We start from the raw sequence: 21222 nt of genomic DNA on the forward strand, positions 1-21222 counted from the left end.
CGACACGGTGTACGACAAGGAAGCATCAGGTATCCCCATGGCTCTCACCCAGCAGGACATCGACCAGGAGATCGCCACCGAACACGCCGCGTACGAGAAGCGCGTCGCCGCCGGCGCCCCCGTGGAGCACCATCCGCGCCGCGACTACGCGCCCTACCGCTCCTCCGTGCTCCGCCACCCCGAGCAGCCCCCGGTCGCCATCGACACCGCCCACGACCCCGAACTGGTGGAACTGCACTCCCCCGCCTTCGGGGAACGCGACATCACCGGGGTCGACAACGACCTCACCCGGCACCACCGGGGCGAGCCGGTCGGCGAGCGGATCACCGTCTCCGGGCGGCTGCTGGACCGGGCCGGGCGCCCGGTGCGCGGCCAGCTGATCGAGATCTGGCAGGCCAACTCGGCCGGCCGCTACGCCCATCGGCGCGAGCAGCACGACGCCCCGCTCGACCCGAACTTCACCGGCGCCGGCCGCACCCTCACCGACACCGAGGGCCGCTACCACTTCACCACCATCCAGCCGGGCCCGTATCCGTGGCGCAATCACGTCAACGCCTGGCGCCCCGCCCACATCCACTTCTCGGTGTTCGGCACGGCGTTCACCCAGCGGTTGGTGACACAGATGTACTTCCCGAACGACCCGCTCCTGCCGTACGACCCGATCCTGCAGTCGGTGACGGACGACGCGGCCCGGCAGCGGCTGGTCGCGGCCTACGACCACGGCCTGTCCGTACCGGAGTTCTCGCTCGGCTACCGCTGGGACATCGTGCTGGACGGCCCGGCCGCCACCTGGATCGAAGAAGGACGCTGACCGCCATGACGCATGCCGACACAAACAGCCCAGAGCCGGAGCCGCTACCGCCCACCCCGTCCCACACCATCGGCCCCTTCTACGGCCACGCCCTGCCCTTCCGCGGCGGCGAGGAGATCGCACCGCTCGGCCACCCGGACACCATCACCGTGCACGGGCACGTCCTCGACGGCGCGGGCACCCCCCTGCCGGACGCCCTCGTCGAGCTGTGGGGCCCACGCCCCGACGGCACGGTCCCGCGGGTGGACGGCTCCATCCGCCGGGATCCGGCCACCGGCGGTCACCCGGGCCGCAACGGCGTGGAGTTCACCGGCTGGGGCCGCAGCCAGACCGACGCCGGCGGCCACTGGTACGCCCGTACCCTGCGCCCCGGCCCGCGGGGGCGCAGCGCCCCGTACCTCAGCGTCTGCCTCTTCGCACGCGGCCTGCTCAAGCACCTGTTCACCCGGATCTACCTGCCGGGCGGCGACACCGCACTCGCCGCCGACCCGCTGCTCACCCGGCTGGGCGACCGGCGCGACACGCTGATCGCCGCCGAGGAGGCCCCGGGCACCTACCGTTTCGACATCCGCCTTCAGGGCGAAGGCGAGACGGTCTTCCTGGAGTTCCAGTGACATCTGCGCCCCCTCCGTACACCGACACCGGCCTGCTCTCCCCGCAGTGGGGGCTGTCGGGCGCCGCGTCCGAGACCAGTGACCACGCGTATCTGCGGGCGCTGCTCGACGCCGAGGCCGCGCTGACCCGGGCCCAGGCCGCGCTGGGGCTCGCCCCGGCCGAGGCCGCGGCGGCGGTGACCGAGGCGGCCGTCCCGGACCGGTTCGGCGTCCGCGGCCTGGCCGCACGGACCCCCGACGGCGGCAACCCGGTCATCCCGCTGGTCACCGACCTGACCGCGGCGGTCGGCGAGGAGTACGGCCCCTACGTCCACCGGGGCGCCACCAGCCAGGACATCCTGGACACGGCGACGATGCTGGTCGCCGTGCGCACCCTCGACCTGGTCCTGGCCGACCTCGGCCGCACCGCGCGGGCCCTGGCCGCACTCGCCGCCGAACACCGGGACACGGTGATGCCGGGCCGGACGCTCACCCAGCACGCCGTACCGACCACGTTCGGCCTGAAGGCGGCCGGCTGGCGCTCGCTGGTCCTGGACGCGACGGACCGCGTCACCCGGGTACGGGACTCCCTGCCCGCCCAACTCGGCGGCGCCGCCGGCACCTTGGCGGCCTTCCAGGCGTACGGCACCGAGGACGCGGCCGCCCTGACCCGAAGGTACGCCCGGGAAACCGGTCTCGCCGCACCGGAGTTGCCCTGGCACACGCTGCGCACGCCGATCGCCGACCTGGCGAGCTGCCTGGCCTGCACCGCGGGGGCGCTGGGCAAGTTCGCCGTCGACGTCCTGACCCTGTCGCGCACCGAGATCGCTGAGGTCAGCGAGGGCAGCGGCGGCGGCTCGTCGGCCATGCCGCACAAGGCGAACCCCGTACGCTCCACGCTCCTCGTGGCCGCCGCCCGGCGCGCCCCCCAGCTCGCCGCCACGCTGTACGGCTCCCTCGTCGCCGAGGACGAACGGCCGGCCGGCGCCTGGCACGCCGAGTGGGAACCGCTGCGCGACCTGCTCCGCTTGGCGGGCGGCGCGGCCGGCCACGCGGCGGGGCTGGCCGAGGGACTGCGGGTGCACCCGGCCGCGATGCGCCGGAACCTGGACACCACCCGGGGCCTGATCGTCTCCGAACGGCTGTCCGCCGCCCTCGCCCCCGTCCTCGGCCGGGCGCGCGCCAAGGAGCTGCTGACCGAACTGGCCCGACGCACCCACGCCGAGGACCGCACACTGAGGGAACTCCTCGGCGACCGGGACGAGTTGAAGGACATCGATCTGGACGACCTGTGCGACCCCGCCCGCTACACCGGCTTCGCCGGACCCCTCACCGACCGCGCCCTGGAGCGACGTTGACCGGGAAACTCCTCCACCACCTGGCCGAAGGACCGGCCTCCGCTCCCCCGCTGCTGCTCGGGCCCTCCCTCGGCACCTCGTACGCCCTGTGGGACGCGGTCGCGCCCGAACTGTCGGCCACGCACCGCGTGGTGCGCTGGGACCTGCCCGGTCACGGCGGATCGGCACCGGACCTGATCGGGCCGGGCGCGACCGTCGGCGACCTCGCCGCGCTGGTGCTGGCTCTCGCCGACACGCTCGGCATCGACCGGTTCGCCTACGCGGGCGTCTCCCTCGGCGGCGCCGTCGGCCTCCACCTGGCGGTGCACCACCCCGACCGGCTGACCTCCCTGGCGGTGCTGTGCTCCTCCGCACGCTTCGGCGACGGCACGGCCTGGCGGGAGCGGGCGCGGCGGGTGCGCCGCGAGGGCATGGAGTGGCTGGTGAAGAGCGCCGACGCGCGCTGGTTCACCCCCGGGTTCACCGTGCCGGGGCTCGTGAGCGACCACCGGGACGCCGACCCGGAGGCGTACGCCGCCTGCTGCGACGCGCTCGCCGCGTTCGACCTGCGCGACCGGCTCGCCGACATCACCGTACCGGCGCTCCTGGTGGCAGGCCGGCAGGATCCCGCGACACCGCCCGCGCATCTGCGGGAGATCGCCGACGCCGTGCCCGGCTCGACGCTGGTGGAGCTGCCCGGCGCCTCCCATCTGGCGCCCGCCGAGTGCCCGCGGGCCGTGCTGACTGCGCTACGCACCTTGCTGGACGGGCCGCCGGCTCGCGGGATGGCGGTACGCCGGGAGGTGCTGGGCGATGCGCACGTGGACGGGGCGCAGGCCCGGCAGACCCCGTTCACCACCCGCTTCCAGGACTTCGTCTCCCGCTACGCCTGGGGCGAGATCTGGACCGATCCGACGCTGTCCCGCCGCGAGCGCAGCATGATCACGCTCACCGCGCTGGTCGCGCGCGGCCACTACGACGAGCTGGCCATGCATGTCCGGGCGGCGCGGCGCAACGGGCTCACGCCGCAGGAGATCGGCGCGGTGCTGCTGCAGACCGCCGTCTACTGCGGGGTCCCGGCCGCCAACTCGGCGTTCACGACGGCCCAGCGGGTCCTCGCCGAGGAGGACCCGGGTGACGGGCGTGACGGGGGTGATGGGGGTGATGGGGGTGATGGGGAGGCAGGGAGGGCCGGGGGCCGAGGGTGATCCCGCGAACCGGGCGCGCAGTCCACTGGATCCCGCCGACTGCATACAGTCGGTTGCATACAGTCTCCCGTAGCCCGTAGCCCGTAGCCCGTAGCCCGTAGCCCGTAGCCCGTCGACTGTAAGCCGTCGACCGTAGCCAGTCACCAGTCACCAGTCGCCGGTCGACCGCCTACCGCAGCCCCCGCCCCGTCTCCAGTACCTCCCTCGCCTGGGCCACCAGCCCCTCCGCCCCGCACGCCCGGGCGAGGTCCAGGCCGCGGTTGAGTTCCGCGACGGAGCGGGCGGCGATGCCGTACTCGACGCGGGCCGCCGCGTGTTCGTACTGGCAGGGTGAGGCTTCCAGGTAGGTGACGGCCTGGGCGGCGAGCTGGACCGCGCGACCGCCGGTCTCCAGGGCGGCGGCGCAGCGCAGCGCCTCGCCGATGGCGGTGTCCGTACCGAAGCGCTCGGCCTGCCGGCGGGCGTCGGAGACGAGCTGGGCGGCACGGGCCGGGTCCTGGCCGGCGAGGGCCTTGGCGAGGTCGATGGACCAGGGTGAGAGGACGGGGTTGTGGCCGCCGCGCGAGGCGGCCGTCTTCTCGGCGGCCTCCAGTTCGTGGATGCCCTCCTCGGGGCGGCCGACGGCGAGCAGCAGCCGGCCGCGGACACAGCGGATGTCGGGCAGCACGATCGTGGACGGGTAGGGCGGCGCGAAGCCGTACTGCTCGGCGATCGACCAGGCCTCCTCGACACGGCCGCGGGCCAGCAGGGTGTCGACGAGTCCGCAGGTCGCCGACCAGTACAGCGGCAGACGCCGGCCGACGCGCTCGGCGAGGACGAGGGCCTCGCGCAGGGTGGACTCGGCGTCGCGCAGCCGGCCCTGCCTGCGGTAGGCGAGCCCGAGGAAGGCGTTGGCGAGGGAGAGGTGGCCGCCGCGCCAGCCGGCGGTGGTGTAGGCGCGCAGGGCCTCGGCGAAGAGGCTCTCGGCGCGGTCGAGCCGGTCGGCGTAGGCGTACGCGCTGCCGAGCATCATCAGCAGCTCCATGCCCCACTCCTGGTCGGTCCAGCCGAGACCGGGTGCGAGGCGGCCGTTGACGAGGGCGCGGTCGCACAGCTCGAGGACCTCGTCGGCGCTCTCGCCGTGGGTCATGGCGTCGAAGCCGCGCAGGATGAGCAGGGCGCGTTCGGCGTTGTCGCGGCCGGTGCAGGTGTGCGCGAGGTCGGCCAGTCTGCGGGAGCGGGCCGGGGAGACGGTCTCGCCGTGGATGCCCTCCCACATGAACTGCACGGCCTGCAGCCGCAGCTTGACCGGTCCGGTTTCGTGCCGTGCGGCCTCGGCCTCGACCGTGCGGACGGCCTCCTCCAGCTGGTCGTTGTGGAGCAGTGCGTGGGAGAGCCGGACCACGGCGTCGACGCGCCACTCGCCGTCGAGGCCGGGCATCCCCAGGGCCTGCTGGAGGTGTTCGATGGTGACGGCGGGTGCGGTGAGCAGGGTGGCGCAGCCCAGTTCGTACAGGACGTGTGCGTGGACGTCGGGGAGCGGCGGCTCCTGCAGGGCGCGTTCGAGGCAGGTGCGGGCCGCGTCGGGGGCGCCGACGGCGAGGTGTTCGCGGGCGGCCTCGCGCAGTTGCTCGACGAGTTCCTCGTCGCCGTCGGGGTGCACCTTCAGCAGGTGCCGGGCGGCCTGTGCGGCGCCGCGCCCCAGCTCGGTGATGATCTGGGCGGCGACGCCGTGCATGGCGGTGCACACGCCGGACGGGATGGAGTTGTAGACGGCGGTGGCGATGAGCGGGTGGACGAACTCCAGCTCGCCGTCCTCGCGTTCGGTGCCAGCGCCCGGCGTTCCGGCGGGCTCGGGTTCGGTGAGGATGCGGGCGGCGCAGAGCAGGTCGGCGCAGTGCCGGGCGACGGCCTCGTCCATGGTGGCGAGGTGGGCGACCATGTCGACGGTGATGCCGGTGCCGAGGATGGCGGCAGCCCAGGCGAACTGGGTGGCTTCCAGGCCGAGCCCCTTGAGCCGGTCGACCAGTCCGCCGCCGCGCGCGGCCCGGTTCAGGGCGCGCAGTTCGCCGGCCCGGCCCTCGACCGGCTGGAGTTCGCTGTCCTGCACCTTGGCGAGGAGTTCGACGGTCTCGTAGGGGTTGCCGGCGGTGACGGCCCAGACCTCGCGGCAGAACGCGTCGTCGGCGTGCCGGCCGAGGGTGGCGCGGGTGAGTCCGGCGGCGGCGTGCGGGGTGAGGGCGCTGAGGTTGGTGACGGGTCGGCCCGCGGCGGCGGCCACCGCGTCGAGGTGGCGGGCGCTGTCGCCGCTGACCTCGCCGGGCCTGCGGGCGACCACGACGAGGACGCAGAGGTCGTCCAGGCGTTCGGCGAACGCGGCGAGCCAGCGCAGGGTCTCCTGGTCGGCCCAGTGGGCGTCGTCGATGAGCAGGACGAGGGGCCACTCGCGGCGGGCGAGCCGGCGTACGGCCGCGACGAGGCCGTCGCACACGTACTGCGGGTCGGCGCTGCCCTCCTGCGGGTCGGCTATGCCGAGGGCGGGGCCGGCGATGTCGTACCAGTCGCCGAGGTACTCGCGGGCCTCCTCCGGCAGCAGGGACAGCAGCGCGGGCTGGAGCAGCTGCCGTACCACGTTGAACGGGACGGACTTCAGGGTCTCCGCACCCCGCGCGGACCACACGGCGCAGCCGCGGCGTTCGGCGATGCGGCGCGTCTCGGCGAGCAGCGCGGTCTTGCCGAGGCCCGCCTCGCCGCGGACGACCAGCAGGCTGCCCGCGGACGACTGGTCGGCGCACAGCTGGTCGAGTGCCTCCGCGACGGTGGCGATCTCCCCGTCCCGCTCCCACAGGGAAGCCGAGGCGGCCGACGGCGGCCGTCCCTCCGTCATTCCGTTACCTCCCCAGGTCGCCCGAATGACGTACAGACCCGAGCCTAGCCGTCCGGTGGGATGTGTGGTGACCGGTCGGGGCAGCTGTTGCCCCGGTGGGTGAAAACGGGTGCGGTCTGGCGACGCGCACCCGTCCCGAGCAGCCGGTCAGCAGCGGACGGAGCGTCAACCATGGCTGGCACGAAACCTCTTTCCGGCGCCCGCGCGCCCTCGCGCGGGCCGACGGTGCGCGCGGTGGCGGCGGGGTCGGTGGGCAATCTCGTCGAGTGGTACGAGTTCGGGGTCTACGGCTTTCTGGCCACCGTGCTGGCCGGGCGGTTCTTCGCCCCGGCGGGCGGCGGCACGGCCGAGGCGCTGGTGCGGACGTACGCCTCGTTCGCGCTGGCCTTCTTCTTCCGGCCGCTCGGCGCGGTGCTGTTCGGCCGGCTGGGTGACCGGTGGGGGCGGCGGCCGGTGCTGATCGCGGTGGTCGCGCTGATGTCGGGGACGACGACGCTGATCGGTGTGCTGCCGACGTACGCCACCGCGGGCGCGTTCGCGCCGTGGCTGCTGACGCTCCTGAGGGTGGTTCAGGGGTTGTCGGCGGGCGGGGAGTTCGGTGGCGCGGTGACGGTGCTGACGGAGTTCGCGCCGCCGGGGCGGCGGGGTCTGTACGGGGCGTGGCAGTCGTTCACGGTGGCGCTGGGGCTGCTCTGCGGGGCGGGCGTGGCGGCACTGACGGTGGCCGTGCTCTCCGGCCCCCAGGTGACGGCCTGGGGTTGGCGTCTGCCGTTCCTGCTGGCGTTGCCGCTCGGTTGGGTGGCGCTGTGGCTGCGGGCGGGGCTGGCGGAGACGCCGTCGTTCCTGGCGCACGCGGAGCAGGAGGGTGCGCGCACGGTGCGGCTCGGGTTCGGGGCGCTGCTGCTCGCGGCGGCGCGGGTGACGGGCTGGGCGGCGGCCGGCTACACGTTCCTGGTGGTGCTGCCCTCGTACCTGCAGGTCTCGCTGCATGCGGACGTGCGCCGGGCACTGCTCTCCGCGGCCGTGGCCAACGCCGGGTTCGCGGCGGCGATCCTGCCGGCGGGACTGCTCAGCGACCGGGTCGGGCGGCGCCCGGTGCTGCTCGCGGGGAGCGTGCTGGTGACGGTGACGGCGCTGCCTGTGCTCCACCTCCTTCAGGATCCGGCCGTTTCGGGGCCCGTGAAGGCAGGGGCGCTCGTCGCCGCGGGCGCGATGGTGGGGCTGATGGCCGGTCCGGGCCCCGCGCTGCTGGCCGAGACGTTCCCGACCGGGGTGCGCTGGACGGGCCTCGGCCTCGCCTACGCCCTGGCGAACGCGGTGTTCTCCGGCTGCGCCGGCCTGATCATCACGGAGGCGGTGCGCCGCACCGGCAACCCGGACGTGCCCGCGTACTACGCGGCGACGGCGTGCGCGGTCAGCGCCCTGGCCCTGCTCGCACGCCCCTCGGAGAAGCGGGAACATCCCTCGGAGAAGGCGGGTTGACCGATGCTGGTGATCGGTTTGATGTCGGGGACGTCGTACGACGCGGTCGACGCGGCGGCGGCCGGGCTCCGGCTGGACGGTGACACGCTGCTGTTGCGGCCCCTGGGGATGGTGAGCAGCCCGTACGACGCCGGTCTGCGCGCGGCGCTCACCGGGGCGCTGCCGCCGGCCGCCGTACCGCTCGCCGAGGTGTGCCGGCTGGACACGGGCATCGGGCGGGCGTTCGCGGCGGCGGCGGTCCGGGCGGACCGGGAACTGTGCGGCGGGCGGGCGGAGTTGGTGGCCTCGCACGGACAGACCGTGTACCACTGGGCGGAGGGCGGCCGGGTGCACGGCACGCTCCAGCTGGGCCGGCCGGCGTGGATCGCGGAGGCGACCGGGCTGCCGGTGGTCGCCGACTTCCGGGCCCGGGACGTCGCGGCCGGCGGCCAGGGCGCGCCGCTGGTCAGCCTGGTCGACCTGCTGTGGCTGCGCGGCAGACCGGGCCGGGCGGTGGCTCTGAACATCGGCGGCATCGCCAATCTGACGGCGCCGGACGGGACGGCGTTCGACACCGGGCCGGGCTGTGCGCTGCTGGACGCGGCGGTCCGGGAGTTCAGCGGCGGGCGCGAGGAGTACGACGCGGACGGCGCGCTGGCCGGGCGCGGGCGGCCGGAGTGGCGGCTGCTGGACCGGCTGCTCGCGGAGCCGTACTACGCGCTGGCGCCGCCGAAGACGACCGGCAAGGAGGTGTTCCACGCCGGGTACCTGCGATCGGCCGGGCTGTTCGACGGCATCCGTCCCGAGGACGCGCTGGCGACCCTCGCCCTGCTGACGGCCCGGACGGTCGCGGACGCCGTGCGGTCCGTCGGCGCCACCGAGGTGATCGCGTCCGGCGGCGGCATCCGCAACCCGGTGCTGGCGGGGATGCTCCGGGAGCAGCTCGCACCCGTCGCGGTGCGCGCCTCGGACGAGCTGGGGCTGCCCGGCGCCGCGAAGGAGGCGTACGCCTTCGCGGTCCTCGGCTTCCTGACCGCGCACGGCCTGCCCGGGACCGATCCGCGCAGCACGGGCGCGCGCCGTGCGAGCGTGCTGGGGTCGCTGACCCCGGGCCGGGACGGGTTCCGGCTGCCGCCGGCCGCGGCACGCGGGCCGGTGCGGCTGGTGGTGGAGGGGGCGGGCGGGGGGCCGTAAGGGGGCCGGACAGGCGGCCGTGGGGAACCGGACAGGCGACCGCGGCGAAGAGGAACCGCAGGGAGGGGAGGGGACAGGAAGGAAAGACGGGGCGAAACGTCCCGTCCGAGGGCGGGAGTGCGGATCCTCTCATCGCACTTTCACCGTCGCCTCATACGGTATGGGCATGACGCAGGTGACTCCCCCCGGGTGGTACCCCGACCCCGGGCAGACGAACGACGGTCCGCCCACCGAGCGCTGGTGGGACGGCAAGGCCTGGACGGACCAGACCCGCGCCGCCGGTACGGCCGCCACGTGGGGTCCCCCGACACAGCAGCCGGCGCACCCGGCGGCGCCCTCCGCTCCCCCGGCCTACGGCGCACCGCCCGGGTATCCGGCGTATCCGGTCCACCCCGCTCCGCCCCGGAACGGGTCCCGGCGCCTGCGCACCGGCACAGCCGTCACGGTGGCGGTGGCGGTCCTCGCGAGCATCGCCGGGGGCGTGTGGGCCCTCACCAGGAACCACGACGGCGGCGCCGACCGGGCCGGGACCCGGCAGGGAGCCGCGGGCGGGCAGGACGGCGGCCAGGGCGGCGGGCCCGGCGGCTCGGGCGGGTCCGGTGGTCCGGGCGGGTCCGGTGGCGGGTCCGGTGGGGCCTCGCCGTCGCCGGGCCCGTCCGAGGCGCCCAAGGTCAAGGGCGGCGGCACGGTCCCGGACCTGGTCAACGGGATCAGCCTGCCGGTGCCCCAGGGCTGGACCGGGCAGACGATCGGGGTCGGCGCGGAGGTGACCTCCGACGACTCCTACAAGTGCCCGGGCGACTCCACCCAGACCTGCACCTCGGGGGGTGCCTACACGGCTCCGGCCCAGGCGCTGCACATCAAGGGCGACACGGCGGAGCAGGTCGCCAAGGCGGACATCGCGGCCAACGCCAAGCAGTCCTACGGCGGGACCACCTACGGCAGCATCACCTCGCACCAGGTGCTGGCCTCCGAGGCGGTGACGGTGGCCGGGCAGAAGGGCTACCTGGTGCGCTGGAAGACGGTCACCAGCAAGGGTGCCGACGGATACGTCGAGTCGGTCGCCTTCCCCTCACCCGACGACGCCCGGCAGATCGTGGTGGTGCGCTTCGGCATCGACGTCGGGCACAAGACGTCGGTCGTCGACGAGATCCTCAAGGGGATCAAGGTCTCGTCCGGCGGCGGGAACGGCCAGGACGTCTGATCCCTCCCCGCCGGACATGATGTGGCCGGGTGGGGCTCCCCTCCGCTCAAGAGGAGCCCCACCCGGCCGGGGGTGCGCGCCGCCCCCGTCCCCACGGTGCGGCGCGGACAGGCCGCCGTCGAGTCATCCCGTGAACGGCGGCCTGAGTCCTACGTCAGCCCGAGCGCGGGCAGCACGGTGGCCTCCACGAACCGGGTGAGGTAGTCGGCGTCGGCGTACTGGCCGCTGAGCACGGGCCGCACGCGCAGCACGCCGAACATCATCGCGGGGATGTACTCCAGGGCCGGATGGTCCGCTCGCACCTCGCCCCGGGCCACACCCCGCGCGAGCATCTCCTGCAACGCGGCGACCTCCGGGTACACCAGCGCCTCGCGCAGCGCCTGCGCCAGTTCGTGGTCCGCCGTCACGGCGTGCCCGAGCGCCTGCAGCAGCTTGGTGTCCTTGCCGGACCAGTCACCCGCGGCCCGCGCGGCCTGGCGCAGGTCCTCGGCGAGCGATCCCGTGTCGATGCCGGCGAACCTCACCCGGCGGCTGGCGCGCAGCGCGGCGGCGACGAACTGGGGCTTGGTCTTCCACTGCCGGTAGAGCGTGGACTTGCTGCAGCGGGTGCTGGCGGCGACGCCCTCCATGGTGACCGACTCGTAGCCGCACTCGCGGATCTGCTCCAGCACGGCGTCGAAGAACTCCCGCTCACGCTCCGGCGTGATCTTGGAGCGGCGCGAGGCGACGACCGTCTCCGGTCCGTCCGCGGCCTGCGACGTCATGCGGTGCTTCCCCTCACTCGTGTCCTGCGGGTCATCCCTGTCCGGCTCGCTGGAGCAGCGCTCGAGCGGCACCGCCGACCCTGTCTCCAGTGTGTCGCACATCAATCGATACGCCAGTGTACCGGTACCGAACCGTATCGGTACACTGGCGTATCGGTACGACAGCGTATCGATGATGAGTACATCCGCACCACCGTCAGCGAAGGGGCCGGGGGATGAATGCCCGAACCGAGCCTGCAGAGGCAGAAGCGGGGCCGGACGCGACCGCGCGTCCGGCACTGATACGTGAGCTTCTGCTGGTCGCGGGACTCTTCCTCGTCTACAAGCTCGGCCGGCAACTGGCCGTCGGACACACCGGGAGCGCCTTCCGCGACGCGCACCGCGTGTGGGACCTCGAACGGACCCTGCATCTCCCGCGCGAGACCGCCGTGCAGTCCGTACTGCTGCACGGCGACACTCTCGTCCGCCTCGCGAACACCTACTACGCCACCGTCCACTTCCCGGCGACGCTCGCCTTCCTGGTCTGGCTCTACCTCAGGCGGCCCGCGCACTACGTGTGGGCCCGCCGGGTCCTCGCGATCGTCACCACGGCCGCCCTGGTGCTGCCGTTCACCTTCCCGCTCGCCCCGCCGCGGATGCTGACCGGCACCGGCCTGGTGGACACCGCCCGCCTGTACGGCCCGTCCGTGTACGGCCCGCCGTCCAGCGACCACCTGTCCAACCAGTTCGCGGCGATGCCGTCGCTGCACTTCGGCTGGGCGCTCATGGTCGCGGTCGGCCTGCTCGCGGCCACCCGGTCCCGGTGGCGCCCGCTGTGGCTGCTGCACCCCCTGATCACCCTGCTGGTGATCGTGGGCACGGCGAACCACTACTGGCTCGACGCACTGGTCGCCACGGCCATGCTCGGCATCACCCTGGCCGTGGTCCGGCCGCCGCACCGGACGGCCACCGCGGCGGGCCGCGGCACCGGCCGGCTCGCGCCGCGCGAGCACGCCCTCGCGGGAGCGGGCCGATGAGCGCCGCCGCCCTGGCCGCCGTGGCCCTCTCCCTCGTCTCGGCCGTCGCCTACGCGCTGGCCGCCGTCGCCCAGGAGCGCCTGGCCTCCGGCACCACCGGCACCGGCCTGCTGCGGCTGCTCGGCACCGGCGCCTGGTGGTCGGCGGTCGGCCTGAACGCGGCCGCCGCCCTGCTGCACGTCGTCGCCCTCAAGTACGGCCCGCTCACGCTGGTCCAGCCGCTGGGCGCGCTCACCCTGGTCGCGGCCGTGCCGCTCGGGGCGCGGGCGGCCGGGCGCCGGGTCAGCACGGCGGAGTGGCGGGGTACGGCGCTGACACTGCTCGGGCTCGCCGCGCTGCTCGTCACCGCCTCCGGTCCGGCGCCCGCGCGGGTGCTGAGCCTGACCGAGGCGCTGGCGGTCGCCGGTACGACCGCTGCCGCCATCGGCATGCTCTCCTGGCCCGGCGCCCGTCCGGGCCTCAGACACGCGACGGCGTCCGGCTTCGCCTCCGGTGTCGCCTCGGCGCTCACCCAGACGGTGACCGTGGCGGCCACCGGCCGCACCGGGCCGGGCCTGCGCACCGACGCGGTCGTCGTCGCCGTGCTCGTCGCCGCGTTCGCCGTCGGGGGCCTGCTGCTGTCCCAGGCCGCCTACCGCGGCGGCCTCGGCGCGCCGCTGGCGGTGGTCACCCTCGCCAACCCGGTGGCCGCCGCGGTCATCGGGCTCACCCTGCTCGGCCAGGGCCTCCAGGGCGGCCCGGCCGGCCTCCTGCTGGCCCTCGCCGGTGCGGGCCTGGCGTCCTGCGGCGTGGTCCTGCTCACCCGGGTCGCACCGGACCCCGTGCCGTCAGTACCGCCGGTGCCGTCAGTACCGCCGGTGCAGCCGGTGCCGCCGGTGATCGAAGGCGACGACCACCCCGTGGCCGCGGTTCTCGCCCTGGAGCCCGGCACGGCGACCGCCGAACCGGCGCTGGTGCCCCGACAGCCGGGACAGCCGGGGCACCTCACCGCGCTCTGACCGCCTCGGCTCCGGGGACACGTGACGGCGGCCGGTGCGCGCGAGCTGCGCATGCACCGGCCGCCGTCGCCGTACTCCCCGTGTGCCGTTCTCCCCGTCGGGGCCCGCTCAGTTCCAGCCCCGCGAGTCCTGCTTCAGCGCGGTGTCGACGGTCAGGGCCGTCGCCACCACGAGGCTCAGCAGCGGCTCGGGCAGCTGGTAGTGGATCTGCAGGACGTAGTTGTCCGCGCTCGTGAAGAGCGTCTTGGCGAGGCCTTCCCAGGTCTTGGTGATCCGGGCCACCTCGTTGTCGGCGTGGTCGACGATGGCGAAGTTCCACGCCCGCCAGTTCTCCGCCTTGATCGCGCCGACCTGCTGGCCGTTCGCGTTCATCGCGAAGTTGATCTTCCCGATCATGTTCTGCTGGACGATCTCACCGACCGGCGAGCCGTCCGGGCGCGTCACGACGACCCGCGACTTGAAGATCTTCGCGGGCCGGGTCAGCAGCAGCTGCGGCTGGCCGTAGGCGTCCCGGATCTCCAGCTTGTGGGTCAGGAACTGGTCCCAGCTGGAGACGAAACGGAAGATCTTCCTCAGCACGCCCTGGCCGACCTCGGTGACCGAGCCGATGTCGCGGCCGTTCTGATCCATGACCTTGTACTCGTTGGTCACCTCGATCAGCTTGGCCTTCTGGTTCACCACCAGGACGGGCTCGGTGAAGAGGGTGCCGCCGCCGGGGCCGCCGGCCGCGACCCCCGCCTGCTGCTGCACCTGGCGCTGCACCTTGGGGTCGGCGGCCTGCGCCTGCGGGGCGCCGTACTGCTGGGGAGCCGCCTGCTGCTGCGGAGCGGCCTGCTGCTGGGGGACCTGACCGGCGGGCGCCTGCGCCGGGTTGGTGTGCTGGGTCCACTGCGCGCCGTCCCAGTAGCGGAGCGTCTGCTGCGCTCCGTGCGGATCCGGGTACCAGCCTGCAGGAGTGTTCGATTGCGTGGTCACCGGGGCACACTACCCTGATGTGACCGGTACCTGACCAGTCCGCACGGAGCGGTGTTCATCGCCCGTTCACTCCGCGGCGATGGCCGGGTCGCTGACGCCGGGTCGCCCGTTCTCGACATGGCCGGCGAAGCCCCGCAGGAAGGCCGGGTCGGCGTCGCAGGTGACCGTCACGTCGTACCAGCGCTTGCTCGCCGTGAGGTCGACGGTGTGCCTGACGGTCGCGCCGGGCCGTACGGTCACGGTGGCCGGGCTGCCGCCGTAGCCGTTGACGAGCTTCAGCTTCACCGTGCCGGAACCCTTGTTGGTGAAGGTGAGTTCCAGGTGGCCGCCCGCGTGCCGGGCGGTCGCCTCCGGACCCGCCGCCCTGCCCTTGCCCTTGAAGACGCGCAGGAAGCCGTTGGGGCCGTGCACGGCGAGGTCGTGGACGCCGCCGGAGTAGGCGGAGTTCCAGGTGTCGGAGAGGGACTTGCCGGCCTCGGTGGTGTAGGTCCAGGGGCCGTCGGTGCGGTTCCCGGAGGTCACCAGGAAGGCGGCGCCCGCGTGCGCCCCCGAGGCGAACGTGAGCGTGAGGGTGCCTGCCGCCGGGTCCGCCGAACCGTCCACCACCGGGGCGTACTTCAGCGGGCGGGTGGGCCGGCTGCCGCGCTCCTGCTTGGGCAGGGAGGGGTGGGCGGGCGGCTTGGGCACGTAGTCCGGGTGGCGATCGTGGTCCGGCGGTTCGTACGCGGCCGTGGACGGCAGCACCACGGGCTTGGTGTCCTTGCGGGAGAAGTCGAAGGCACTGGTCAGGTCGCCGGTGACGGCGCGGCGCCAGGGCGAGACGTTCGGCTCGTGCACGCCGAAGCGGCGCTCGATGAACCGGATGATCGAGGTGTGGTCGAAGGTCTCCGAACAGACGTAACCCCCCTTGCTCCACGGTGAGACCACCAGCATCGGCACCCGCTGGCCGAGCCCGTAGGGGCCGGCGACATGACTCGCGTCTCCCTTGTACAGGTCGAGCGAGGGGTCCACGGTCGACTTGCCCTGCGCGCCGGAGGACGGCGGGAAGGGCGGGACGACGTGGTCGAAGAAGCCGTCGTTCTCGTCGTAGGTGATGAACAGCGCCGTCTTCCCCCACACCTCGGGGTCGGCGGTGAGCGCGTCCAGGACCTGCGAGACGTACCAGGCCCCGTAGTTGGCGGGCCAGTTGGGGTGCTCGGTGAAGGCCTCCGGGGCGACCACCCAGGACACCTGCGGCAGCTTGCCGGCCTTGACGTCGGCCTTCAGCTGGTCGAAGAAGCCCTCGCCCTTCTTGGCGTCGGTGCCGGTACGGGCCTTGTCGTACAGCGGGTCGCCGGGCTTGGCGTCGCGGTACTGGTTGAAGTAGAGCAGCGAGTTGTCGCCGTAGTTGCCGCGGTAGGCGTCGTTGATCCAGCCCCAGCCGCCGGCGGCGTCCAGGCCGTCGCCGACGTCCTGGTAGATCTTCCAGGAGATGCCGGCCTGCTCCAGGCGCTCGGGGTACGTCGTCCAGCCGTAGCCCTTCTCGTCGTTGCCGAGGACCGGGCCGCCGCCCTTGCCGTCGTTGCCGACGTAACCCGTCCACATGTAGTAGCGGTTCGGGTCGGTCGAGCCCATGAAGGAGCAGTGGTAGGCGTCGCAGAGGGTGAAGGCGTCGGCGAGCGCGTAGTGGAACGGTATGTCCTCGCGGGTCAGGTAGGCCATCGTCGTGGTGCCCTTGGCGGGCACCCATGCGTCGTACTTGCCCCCGTTGAAGGCGGCATGCGTGTCCTGCCAGCCGTGCGGCAGGTCCTGGATGAACGCCAGACCGAGGTCGTCGGCGTCCGGGTGGAAGGGCAGGACGTCCTTCGTGCCGTCGGACTGCTTCCAGACCGACCGGCCGTTCTGTGTGACGGAACGGGGGTCGCCGAAGCCGCGGACGCCGCGGAGCGTGCCGAAGTAGTGGTCGAAGGATCGGTTCTCCTGCATGAGGACGACGATGTGCTCGACGTCCTGGACCGTCCCCGTGCGATGGTGCGCGGGCAGGGCCGCGGCGCGCTGGATACTGCTGGAGAGCGCGGTGAACGCGGTCGTGGCGCCCGCGAGTTGGAGGAAACGGCGCCGGTTGACTTCGGCCATGGGTGTGAGGGTCCTCTCGTCCTGACGTACGGGATGCCGCCGTGATGCCGTTCAAATGACGGAATCTGCGCGGAGCGAGTGTTCCAAGAGCAGCAAACGTCAGGGAAGGGTCTGGTGGCGCCTGTGTGAAACTCGGCGGTCCGTGAGGTGCGCGCCGAGGGGACACGGGACGCGCCGGCCGTCGAGGCCAACCCCTAAGGGGGGCGGGCGACTTCGGACCGCCGGGTGACCGGCCGCACGAGGGAGCGGCCCGGTTCCGGCGCGGTGCCGTTCGCCCTGCGCGTACAGGACCGTGGCGAGCCGGGGGCTTCGCCGAACCGGTGGACACCCTCGGGGCCGGCCGGCACGCGGGCACGTCAGGACCGCGCGCGGTTCCCCGCACCCCTGGGGGAGGCGTTCCTCCTCCGGCCCGGCGCCGCCGGCGACCTGAACGCCGGCGGTGCCGGGTCAGTCCTCGGGGGTGCGCACGACCGTGAGGTGCCCCGCCGGGCCACGCGGCCGGCGCGGGCGTCGCGCGGGTGCTGCGGGCCGGCGGTTCTCACGAAGGACCAGCGAGAGCCTCCGGTAGCCGAGGTCGCGCAGGACCTCCGGCGTCTCCTCGACGATGCGGCACTCGGTGGGGCCGCGGCGCGGGTCGGGATGGACCACCAGCCGCACGGCCCCGTCGAGCCGGGTCGCCGTCTCCCCCACGGCCCGGATCCAGTGCGGCAGGCCCTGCCGGTAGGCGGCCTCCATGAGCGGGTCCTGGGCGATGTCCCGCCGGATCGCCTGGAGTTCGTGGTCGTGGCCGTACGTCTCCAGGGCGGACCTGAGATGGGCCAGCATCGGCAGGCACCAGCCCTGCTCGTGCTCGCCGAGGACGTCGCCCGCGTCCGGGTGGAACAGGACGAACCGCAGGAAGTTGTCCCCGGGCATGGCCGACGCGTGCCGGCGCACCCCGCGGAAAAGTGTCTCGAACGCGCCGTTGGCCATGACCACGTCCCAGCGGTGGTCGACGACCAGGGACGGGCAGGCGAGGGCCTCCAGCAGTAGGGCGTAGTCCTGGACGTACGCCTGGGTCTCGCAGGTCTCGGGGACGGGCCGCGGTGCCGGCCGCCGCCCTCCTGCCTGATGTGCCATCGGGAGGTCACCCCTCTTGCCTCTGCCGCCTTCACGCGGCTCTGCGATCCTGCGGCCCCCGGCAAGACCGTGTCAACTATCGTGGCATTCCACGCCCGTTGACGGCTGAAATTCGCCACAGTTGTGGCGACACCTGGATGTGAGTTCGAGGCACCCGCTACTCTCCGGGAAGTTCACGGCGATCGCTCGTGAGAAGCACGGACACATCTGAAGCCCTCGAGAGACGTAGGAGTTCTGTCGGTGACGGATGGCTACGAGGATCCGGGCGCCACGGCGACCGCCCAGCTGCCGGCCGTCGTCGCCCGCGTCACCGCACTCGCCGACCGGCTCGGCGTGCCGCAGGCCGAGGTCTTCGACGTCGGGCGGCTCTCCGTGGCCTGCGGTGTGCCGGAGGCGGTGGTCAAGGCCCTGCTCAGCGGTCGGCCGGCCGGGGAACCGGACGTCCAGGCCCGCTTCCTGCAGCGCCTGGGCCTGCTGCGGCGCACGCGGCTGAAATCCAACGGCCGCAAGTACACCCAGCAGGAGATCGCCGACGGCGCGGGCATGTCCCGGCAGCAGGCCGGCGCCCTCATCAACGGCGACCGGCGGCCGACCATGGAGCACTGCGACGCGCTGCAGCGCTTCTTCCGGGTGCACGCCGGCTTCCTCACCGCGGAGGACCCCGAGGCGCTGGCCGGTGCGCTGCAGCGCACCGAGCAGGAGCTGCTGCAGAAACTCGCCGACCGGGAGCGGGCCGCCGCGGGGGCCGACCAGGATCCGCTGGAGCGGCTGCTGCAGGACCACGGGGTGCGGGGCATCGCCTGGCGTGCCGCGCAGTTGCCCACCGACCAGCACCGGGACAAGGTCGCGGAGTGGCTCGACATGCTCCTGGAGAGCGTCAAACGGCCCGAGTCGTGAGCCGGGGGAGGACTGTGGGCATCGGCAGGGAGATGCGCCGGCTGTGCAACGAGCTGGCGAGCGGGCTGAGGCTGCCCGTGCCGGCACCGCCGGGGGAGCTGTACCGCGCACTGTGCGAGGCGATGAGCCGCCGCCGCGGCCGGCCGGTGCACTTCCGGGCCGCCGCCTTCCCGCCGGGCACGGCGAGCGGGCTGTGGCTGGACCTGACCGACCGCGACCTCGTCGTCGTCGAGGAACGCACCGCGCCCGACCACCAGTTGGTGATCCTCGGGCACGAGCTGTGGCACATGCAGGCCGACCACCGCGGACACCACGTCGACGGCATCGGGGTCGCCACGCGGCTGCTGTACGACGACACCGACCAGGACGCGCTCCAGGCCACGGTGCAGCGGGTCGCGGCACGGACCCGCTTCGACCTCGCCGAGGAGCGGGACGCCGAGACCTTCGGACTGCTGCTGGCCAGCAAGTGCCGCACCTGGCTGGCCGGGTCGGCGCGCGGTCCGGTGCAGCGGGACGACGTGGTCGGGCGCATCGAGGCGTCCCTGGGGTACCACTCGGGGACACAGGGCTGACCCGAGGGCGTTCGCCGCGGCACCCGGGACGTGCGCCGGCCGCACGCGCTCCTGGGCGTGGCTGGTTCCCCCGCCTCCGCTGAGCGGGCGAACCGGCGCGGAGACGAACGGCGTTGTCAGTGGTGGACGGCAAGCTGGAGGGGTGCGCCGTACTGCGCGGCGCGCGGCGCCGCAGGGCGCCCGACCGTGACGCCTACCCGGGGAGAGCCGACCGATGCCCACCGCCGTACTGACCGACCGTGAGCGCACCGCCGTACAGGCCTACCTCCGGCTGCTGCACACGGTGCGCGCCGCCTTCGACGGGCCGCCGGACCAGGGCCGGCCCGCCGTCGTGCCGCCCGCCGTGCTGGCCGAGGCGGAACGGGCCCTGGCGCACGCGGGTCTCGCGGGCAACGAGGAGGAGTTCTTCCGTCTGCTGCGCGACTGGTGCCCGCCGGCCTGAGCGGACGTCCGGCCAGGCCGACGCTCACCCGCCGCCCCGGGCCGGGGCGTCAGGGGTGCGGGACGACCACGGCGGTCGCGACCAGTCCGTCGCGTACGACCCACCGGCCGTCGAAGACCTGGAGCCGGCGGTCGCCGACCCGGGGCCCGGGGACGAGGAGTTCGGCGCGCAGGGTGCCGTACGACACGTCACCGGGGCCCGGGTGGAGGGTGATGTCGGCCTCGGAGAAGTCCAGCCACAGACGGGTGAGCGGGAACCACGCCTTGTAGACGGACTCCTTGGCGCTGAACAGGATCCGGTCCCAGTGCACGGCGGGCCGCCGCCCGGCGAGCCGGGTCAGCCGCTCACCCTCCGCGGGCAGGAAGACCGCGGGGCCGACGCCGTCCGGGAGCGGACCGTGCGGTTCCGCGTCGATGCCGAGGGAGGCCAGGTCGCCCGCGCGGGCCAGGGCGGCGGCACCGTAGCCGTCGCAGTGGGTCATGCTGCCGAGCAGACCGGCCGGCCAGTGCGGCGCGCCCCGCTCGCCGGTGAGAACGGGCTGCGCCGGCACGCCCAGCTTCTCCATGGCCTGCCGGGCGCAGCCGCGTACGGCGGCGAACTCGCGGCGGCGCTTGTCCACCGCGCGTTCGACGAGCACGGCCTCCTCGGGGTAGAGCGGGGCGTCCCACAGCGGGTCGTCACCGTGTGCCTCCACGGCCACGACCGACTCCGGGAGCAGCTCCTCGATCACCGGTTTCGACCTCCATCGGCAGGATGCGGCGGAGCTTGCCCGGCGGTTCCGGGCGCTTGCGCCATTCGCGGGGATAGCCTACGGAGACCTCTTCGAAGCGGACTCCGTCGTGCCAGGTGGTGCGCGGGATGTGCAGATGGCCGTAGACCATCGCGGCGACGGGGAACCGGCGGTGCCAGTCGGCCGTCAGCTCGGTGCCGCACCACATGGCGAACTCGGGATACCACAGCACCTCGGTGGGATGCCGGTGCAGCGGATAGTGGTTGACCGGGACGACCGGCAGGTCCGCGGGGAGCGCGGCGAGCCTGCGCTCGGTCTCGGCGACGCGCGCCCGGCACCAGTCGTCACGGGTCGGATAGGGGTCGGGATGCAGCAGGTACTCGTCGTTGCAGACGACGCCCGTGCCGTGCGCGTAGGCCAGGCCCTCGTCCTTGGTGGCGCAGCCGGAGGGCAGGAACGAGTAGTCGTACAGCAGGAACAGCGGGGCGACGGCGACCGGGCCGCCGGGACCCTGCCACACCGGGTACGGGTCCTCGGGGGTGACGACGCCCAGCTCCCGGCACAGCTCGACCAGGTGCTCGTAGCGGGCGACACCGCGCAGGGTGACGGGATCCCTCGGGTGGGTCCACAGCTCGTGGTTGCCGGGTGCCCACAGCACCTTGCGGAAGCGGCCCGCCAGCCTCTCGAGGGTCCAGCGGATGTCGGCGACCGTCTCGGCGATGTCACCGGCCACGATCAGCCAGTCCGCGTCGCTCGTCGGCCGCATGTCCTCGACCAGGGCACGGTTCTCCGGATAGGTGATGTGCAGGTCGCTGATGGCCAGCAGCTGTCCGGCACCGGCCGTGTGCTCCACCCCGCACCCCTTCCGATCATCCTCTGCCTGGACCACAAGAACACATTCCCGGACAGCTGAGCAAGCC

Annotated in this window: 19 protein-coding genes; 12 read left to right on the forward strand and 7 right to left on the reverse strand. The window is 73.6% G+C overall.

The features are described from left to right. Positions 1-37: 37 nt before the first annotated feature. Genes pcaH through pcaDC form a run of 4 tightly spaced genes read left to right on the forward strand, consistent with a single transcriptional unit; the run spans position 38 to position 3949 of the window. On the forward strand, positions 38-811 hold the full coding sequence (gene pcaH / locus ACWC94_RS09310) for a protocatechuate 3,4-dioxygenase subunit beta (protein ID WP_450795862.1): 774 nt from the start codon (positions 38-40) through the stop codon (positions 809-811). A 5-nt stretch (positions 812-816) separates the two neighbouring features. Then, positions 817-1425, forward strand: coding sequence for a protocatechuate 3,4-dioxygenase subunit alpha (gene pcaG / locus ACWC94_RS09315; RefSeq protein WP_450795863.1), 609 nt, complete (start codon positions 817-819; stop codon positions 1423-1425). Continuing rightward, entirely contained in the window at positions 1422-2762 is a 1341-nt protein-coding gene (gene pcaB, locus ACWC94_RS09320; protein ID WP_450795864.1) for a 3-carboxy-cis,cis-muconate cycloisomerase, read from the forward strand. The genes pcaG and pcaB overlap by 4 nt, the downstream gene beginning before the upstream one ends. Further along, positions 2759-3949 carry a bifunctional 3-oxoadipate enol-lactonase/4-carboxymuconolactone decarboxylase PcaDC gene (pcaDC, locus tag ACWC94_RS09325; protein ID WP_450795865.1) on the forward strand — a complete coding sequence of 397 codons (1191 nt, stop codon included), beginning with the start codon at positions 2759-2761 and terminating at the stop codon, positions 3947-3949. The genes pcaB and pcaDC overlap by 4 nt, the downstream gene beginning before the upstream one ends. 169 nt (positions 3950-4118) lie before the next feature. Here pcaDC and ACWC94_RS09330 read toward each other — a convergent pair whose 3' ends face one another. Continuing rightward, entirely contained in the window at positions 4119-6815 is a 2697-nt protein-coding gene (locus ACWC94_RS09330; protein WP_450795866.1) for an ATP-binding protein, read from the reverse strand. Positions 6816-6986: 171 nt separating this feature from the next. On the opposite strand from ACWC94_RS09330, the gene ACWC94_RS09335 reads away from it, so the two are divergent. The 3 genes from ACWC94_RS09335 (at position 6987) to ACWC94_RS09345 (ending at position 10674) form a co-directional block, all read left to right on the forward strand. Then, the gene (locus tag ACWC94_RS09335) at positions 6987-8297 is read left to right on the forward strand and encodes an MFS transporter (protein ID WP_450795867.1); all 1311 of its coding nucleotides are present in this window, start codon (positions 6987-6989) and stop codon (positions 8295-8297) included. A gap of 3 nt (positions 8298-8300) precedes the next feature. Beyond that, entirely contained in the window at positions 8301-9470 is a 1170-nt protein-coding gene (locus tag ACWC94_RS09340; RefSeq protein ID WP_450795868.1) for an anhydro-N-acetylmuramic acid kinase, read from the forward strand. 166 nt (positions 9471-9636) lie between these two features. Continuing rightward, positions 9637-10674 (forward strand): DUF2510 domain-containing protein, encoded by a 1038-nt coding sequence (locus tag ACWC94_RS09345; protein ID WP_450795869.1) that lies wholly within the window; start codon positions 9637-9639, stop codon positions 10672-10674. A gap of 149 nt (positions 10675-10823) precedes the next feature. Here ACWC94_RS09345 and ACWC94_RS09350 read toward each other — a convergent pair whose 3' ends face one another. After that, the gene (locus ACWC94_RS09350) at positions 10824-11438 is read right to left on the reverse strand and encodes a TetR/AcrR family transcriptional regulator C-terminal ligand-binding domain-containing protein (RefSeq protein WP_450795870.1); all 615 of its coding nucleotides are present in this window, start codon (positions 11436-11438) and stop codon (positions 10824-10826) included. 215 nt (positions 11439-11653) lie between these two features. Between ACWC94_RS09350 and ACWC94_RS09355 the strand changes: the two genes are divergently transcribed. Together ACWC94_RS09355 and ACWC94_RS09360 are read left to right on the forward strand one after the other, a co-directional pair. Continuing rightward, positions 11654-12454: a phosphatase PAP2 family protein gene (locus ACWC94_RS09355; protein WP_450795871.1), complete on the forward strand. Its 801-nt coding sequence runs from the start codon at positions 11654-11656 to the stop codon at positions 12452-12454. After that, entirely contained in the window at positions 12451-13452 is a 1002-nt protein-coding gene (locus ACWC94_RS09360) for a hypothetical protein (RefSeq protein WP_450795872.1), read from the forward strand. Before ACWC94_RS09355 ends, ACWC94_RS09360 begins: the two co-directional genes overlap by 4 nt. A 108-nt stretch (positions 13453-13560) precedes the next feature. On the opposite strand, the gene ACWC94_RS09365 is transcribed toward ACWC94_RS09360, so the two are convergent. From ACWC94_RS09365 to ACWC94_RS09375, 3 genes are all read right to left on the reverse strand, one after another. Beyond that, positions 13561-14427 (reverse strand): phospholipid scramblase-related protein, encoded by an 867-nt coding sequence (locus ACWC94_RS09365; RefSeq protein ID WP_450795873.1) that lies wholly within the window; start codon positions 14425-14427, stop codon positions 13561-13563. Between the two features lie 66 nt (positions 14428-14493). Next, positions 14494-16542, reverse strand: a complete 2049-nt coding sequence (locus ACWC94_RS09370; protein WP_450795874.1) for a phosphocholine-specific phospholipase C — start codon at positions 16540-16542, stop codon at positions 14494-14496. A gap of 447 nt (positions 16543-16989) precedes the next feature. Continuing rightward, a complete protein-coding gene (locus tag ACWC94_RS09375) occupies positions 16990-17661 on the reverse strand; it encodes an MmyB family transcriptional regulator (RefSeq protein ID WP_450795875.1) in 672 nt (223 codons plus the stop codon). A 240-nt stretch (positions 17662-17901) separates the two neighbouring features. On the opposite strand from ACWC94_RS09375, the gene ACWC94_RS09380 reads away from it, so the two are divergent. The 3 genes from ACWC94_RS09380 to ACWC94_RS09390 all read left to right on the forward strand — a co-directional run bounded on the left by ACWC94_RS09380 (position 17902) and on the right by ACWC94_RS09390 (position 19572). Then, complete coding sequence (locus tag ACWC94_RS09380; RefSeq protein WP_450795876.1) at positions 17902-18558, forward strand: helix-turn-helix domain-containing protein; 657 nt, start codon at positions 17902-17904, stop codon at positions 18556-18558. Between the two features lie 14 nt (positions 18559-18572). After that, a complete protein-coding gene (locus ACWC94_RS09385; protein WP_450795877.1) occupies positions 18573-19130 on the forward strand; it encodes a toxin-antitoxin system, toxin component in 558 nt (185 codons plus the stop codon). Between the two features lie 214 nt (positions 19131-19344). Further along, positions 19345-19572 carry a hypothetical protein gene (locus ACWC94_RS09390; RefSeq protein WP_450795878.1) on the forward strand — a complete coding sequence of 76 codons (228 nt, stop codon included), beginning with the start codon at positions 19345-19347 and terminating at the stop codon, positions 19570-19572. A 49-nt stretch (positions 19573-19621) separates the two neighbouring features. On the opposite strand, the gene ACWC94_RS09395 is transcribed toward ACWC94_RS09390, so the two are convergent. Together ACWC94_RS09395 and ACWC94_RS09400 are read right to left on the reverse strand one after the other, a co-directional pair. Beyond that, positions 19622-20302 carry a 4'-phosphopantetheinyl transferase family protein gene (locus tag ACWC94_RS09395; protein ID WP_450795879.1) on the reverse strand — a complete coding sequence of 227 codons (681 nt, stop codon included), beginning with the start codon at positions 20300-20302 and terminating at the stop codon, positions 19622-19624. Beyond that, on the reverse strand, positions 20250-21155 hold the full coding sequence (locus ACWC94_RS09400; protein WP_450795880.1) for a metallophosphoesterase family protein: 906 nt from the start codon (positions 21153-21155) through the stop codon (positions 20250-20252). The genes ACWC94_RS09395 and ACWC94_RS09400 overlap by 53 nt, the downstream gene beginning before the upstream one ends. Positions 21156-21222 lie beyond the last annotated feature (67 nt).

Source organism: Streptomyces sp. NPDC001135 (genome assembly GCF_053598395.1).

Bases quoted from the DNA above. Each gene is read 5' to 3' on its own strand.
- ACWC94_RS09340 (WP_450795868.1), top strand. From the start codon at position 8,301: ATGCTGGTGATCGGTTTGATGTCGGGGACGTCGTACGACGCGGTCGAC.
- ACWC94_RS09390 (WP_450795878.1), top strand. From the start codon at position 19,345: ATGCCCACCGCCGTACTGACCGACCGTGAGCGCACCGCCGTACAGGCC.
- ACWC94_RS09360 (WP_450795872.1), top strand. From the start codon at position 12,451: ATGAGCGCCGCCGCCCTGGCCGCCGTGGCCCTCTCCCTCGTCTCGGCC.
- ACWC94_RS09370 (WP_450795874.1), bottom strand. From the start codon at position 16,542: ATGGCCGAAGTCAACCGGCGCCGTTTCCTCCAACTCGCGGGCGCCACG.
- pcaH (WP_450795862.1), top strand. From the start codon at position 38: ATGGCTCTCACCCAGCAGGACATCGACCAGGAGATCGCCACCGAACAC.
- ACWC94_RS09330 (WP_450795866.1), bottom strand. From the start codon at position 6,815: ATGACGGAGGGACGGCCGCCGTCGGCCGCCTCGGCTTCCCTGTGGGAG.
- ACWC94_RS09345 (WP_450795869.1), top strand. From the start codon at position 9,637: ATGACGCAGGTGACTCCCCCCGGGTGGTACCCCGACCCCGGGCAGACG.
- pcaG (WP_450795863.1), top strand. From the start codon at position 817: ATGACGCATGCCGACACAAACAGCCCAGAGCCGGAGCCGCTACCGCCC.
- ACWC94_RS09355 (WP_450795871.1), top strand. From the start codon at position 11,654: ATGAATGCCCGAACCGAGCCTGCAGAGGCAGAAGCGGGGCCGGACGCG.
- ACWC94_RS09375 (WP_450795875.1), bottom strand. From the start codon at position 17,661: ATGGCACATCAGGCAGGAGGGCGGCGGCCGGCACCGCGGCCCGTCCCC.
- ACWC94_RS09350 (WP_450795870.1), bottom strand. From the start codon at position 11,438: ATGACGTCGCAGGCCGCGGACGGACCGGAGACGGTCGTCGCCTCGCGC.
- ACWC94_RS09335 (WP_450795867.1), top strand. From the start codon at position 6,987: ATGGCTGGCACGAAACCTCTTTCCGGCGCCCGCGCGCCCTCGCGCGGG.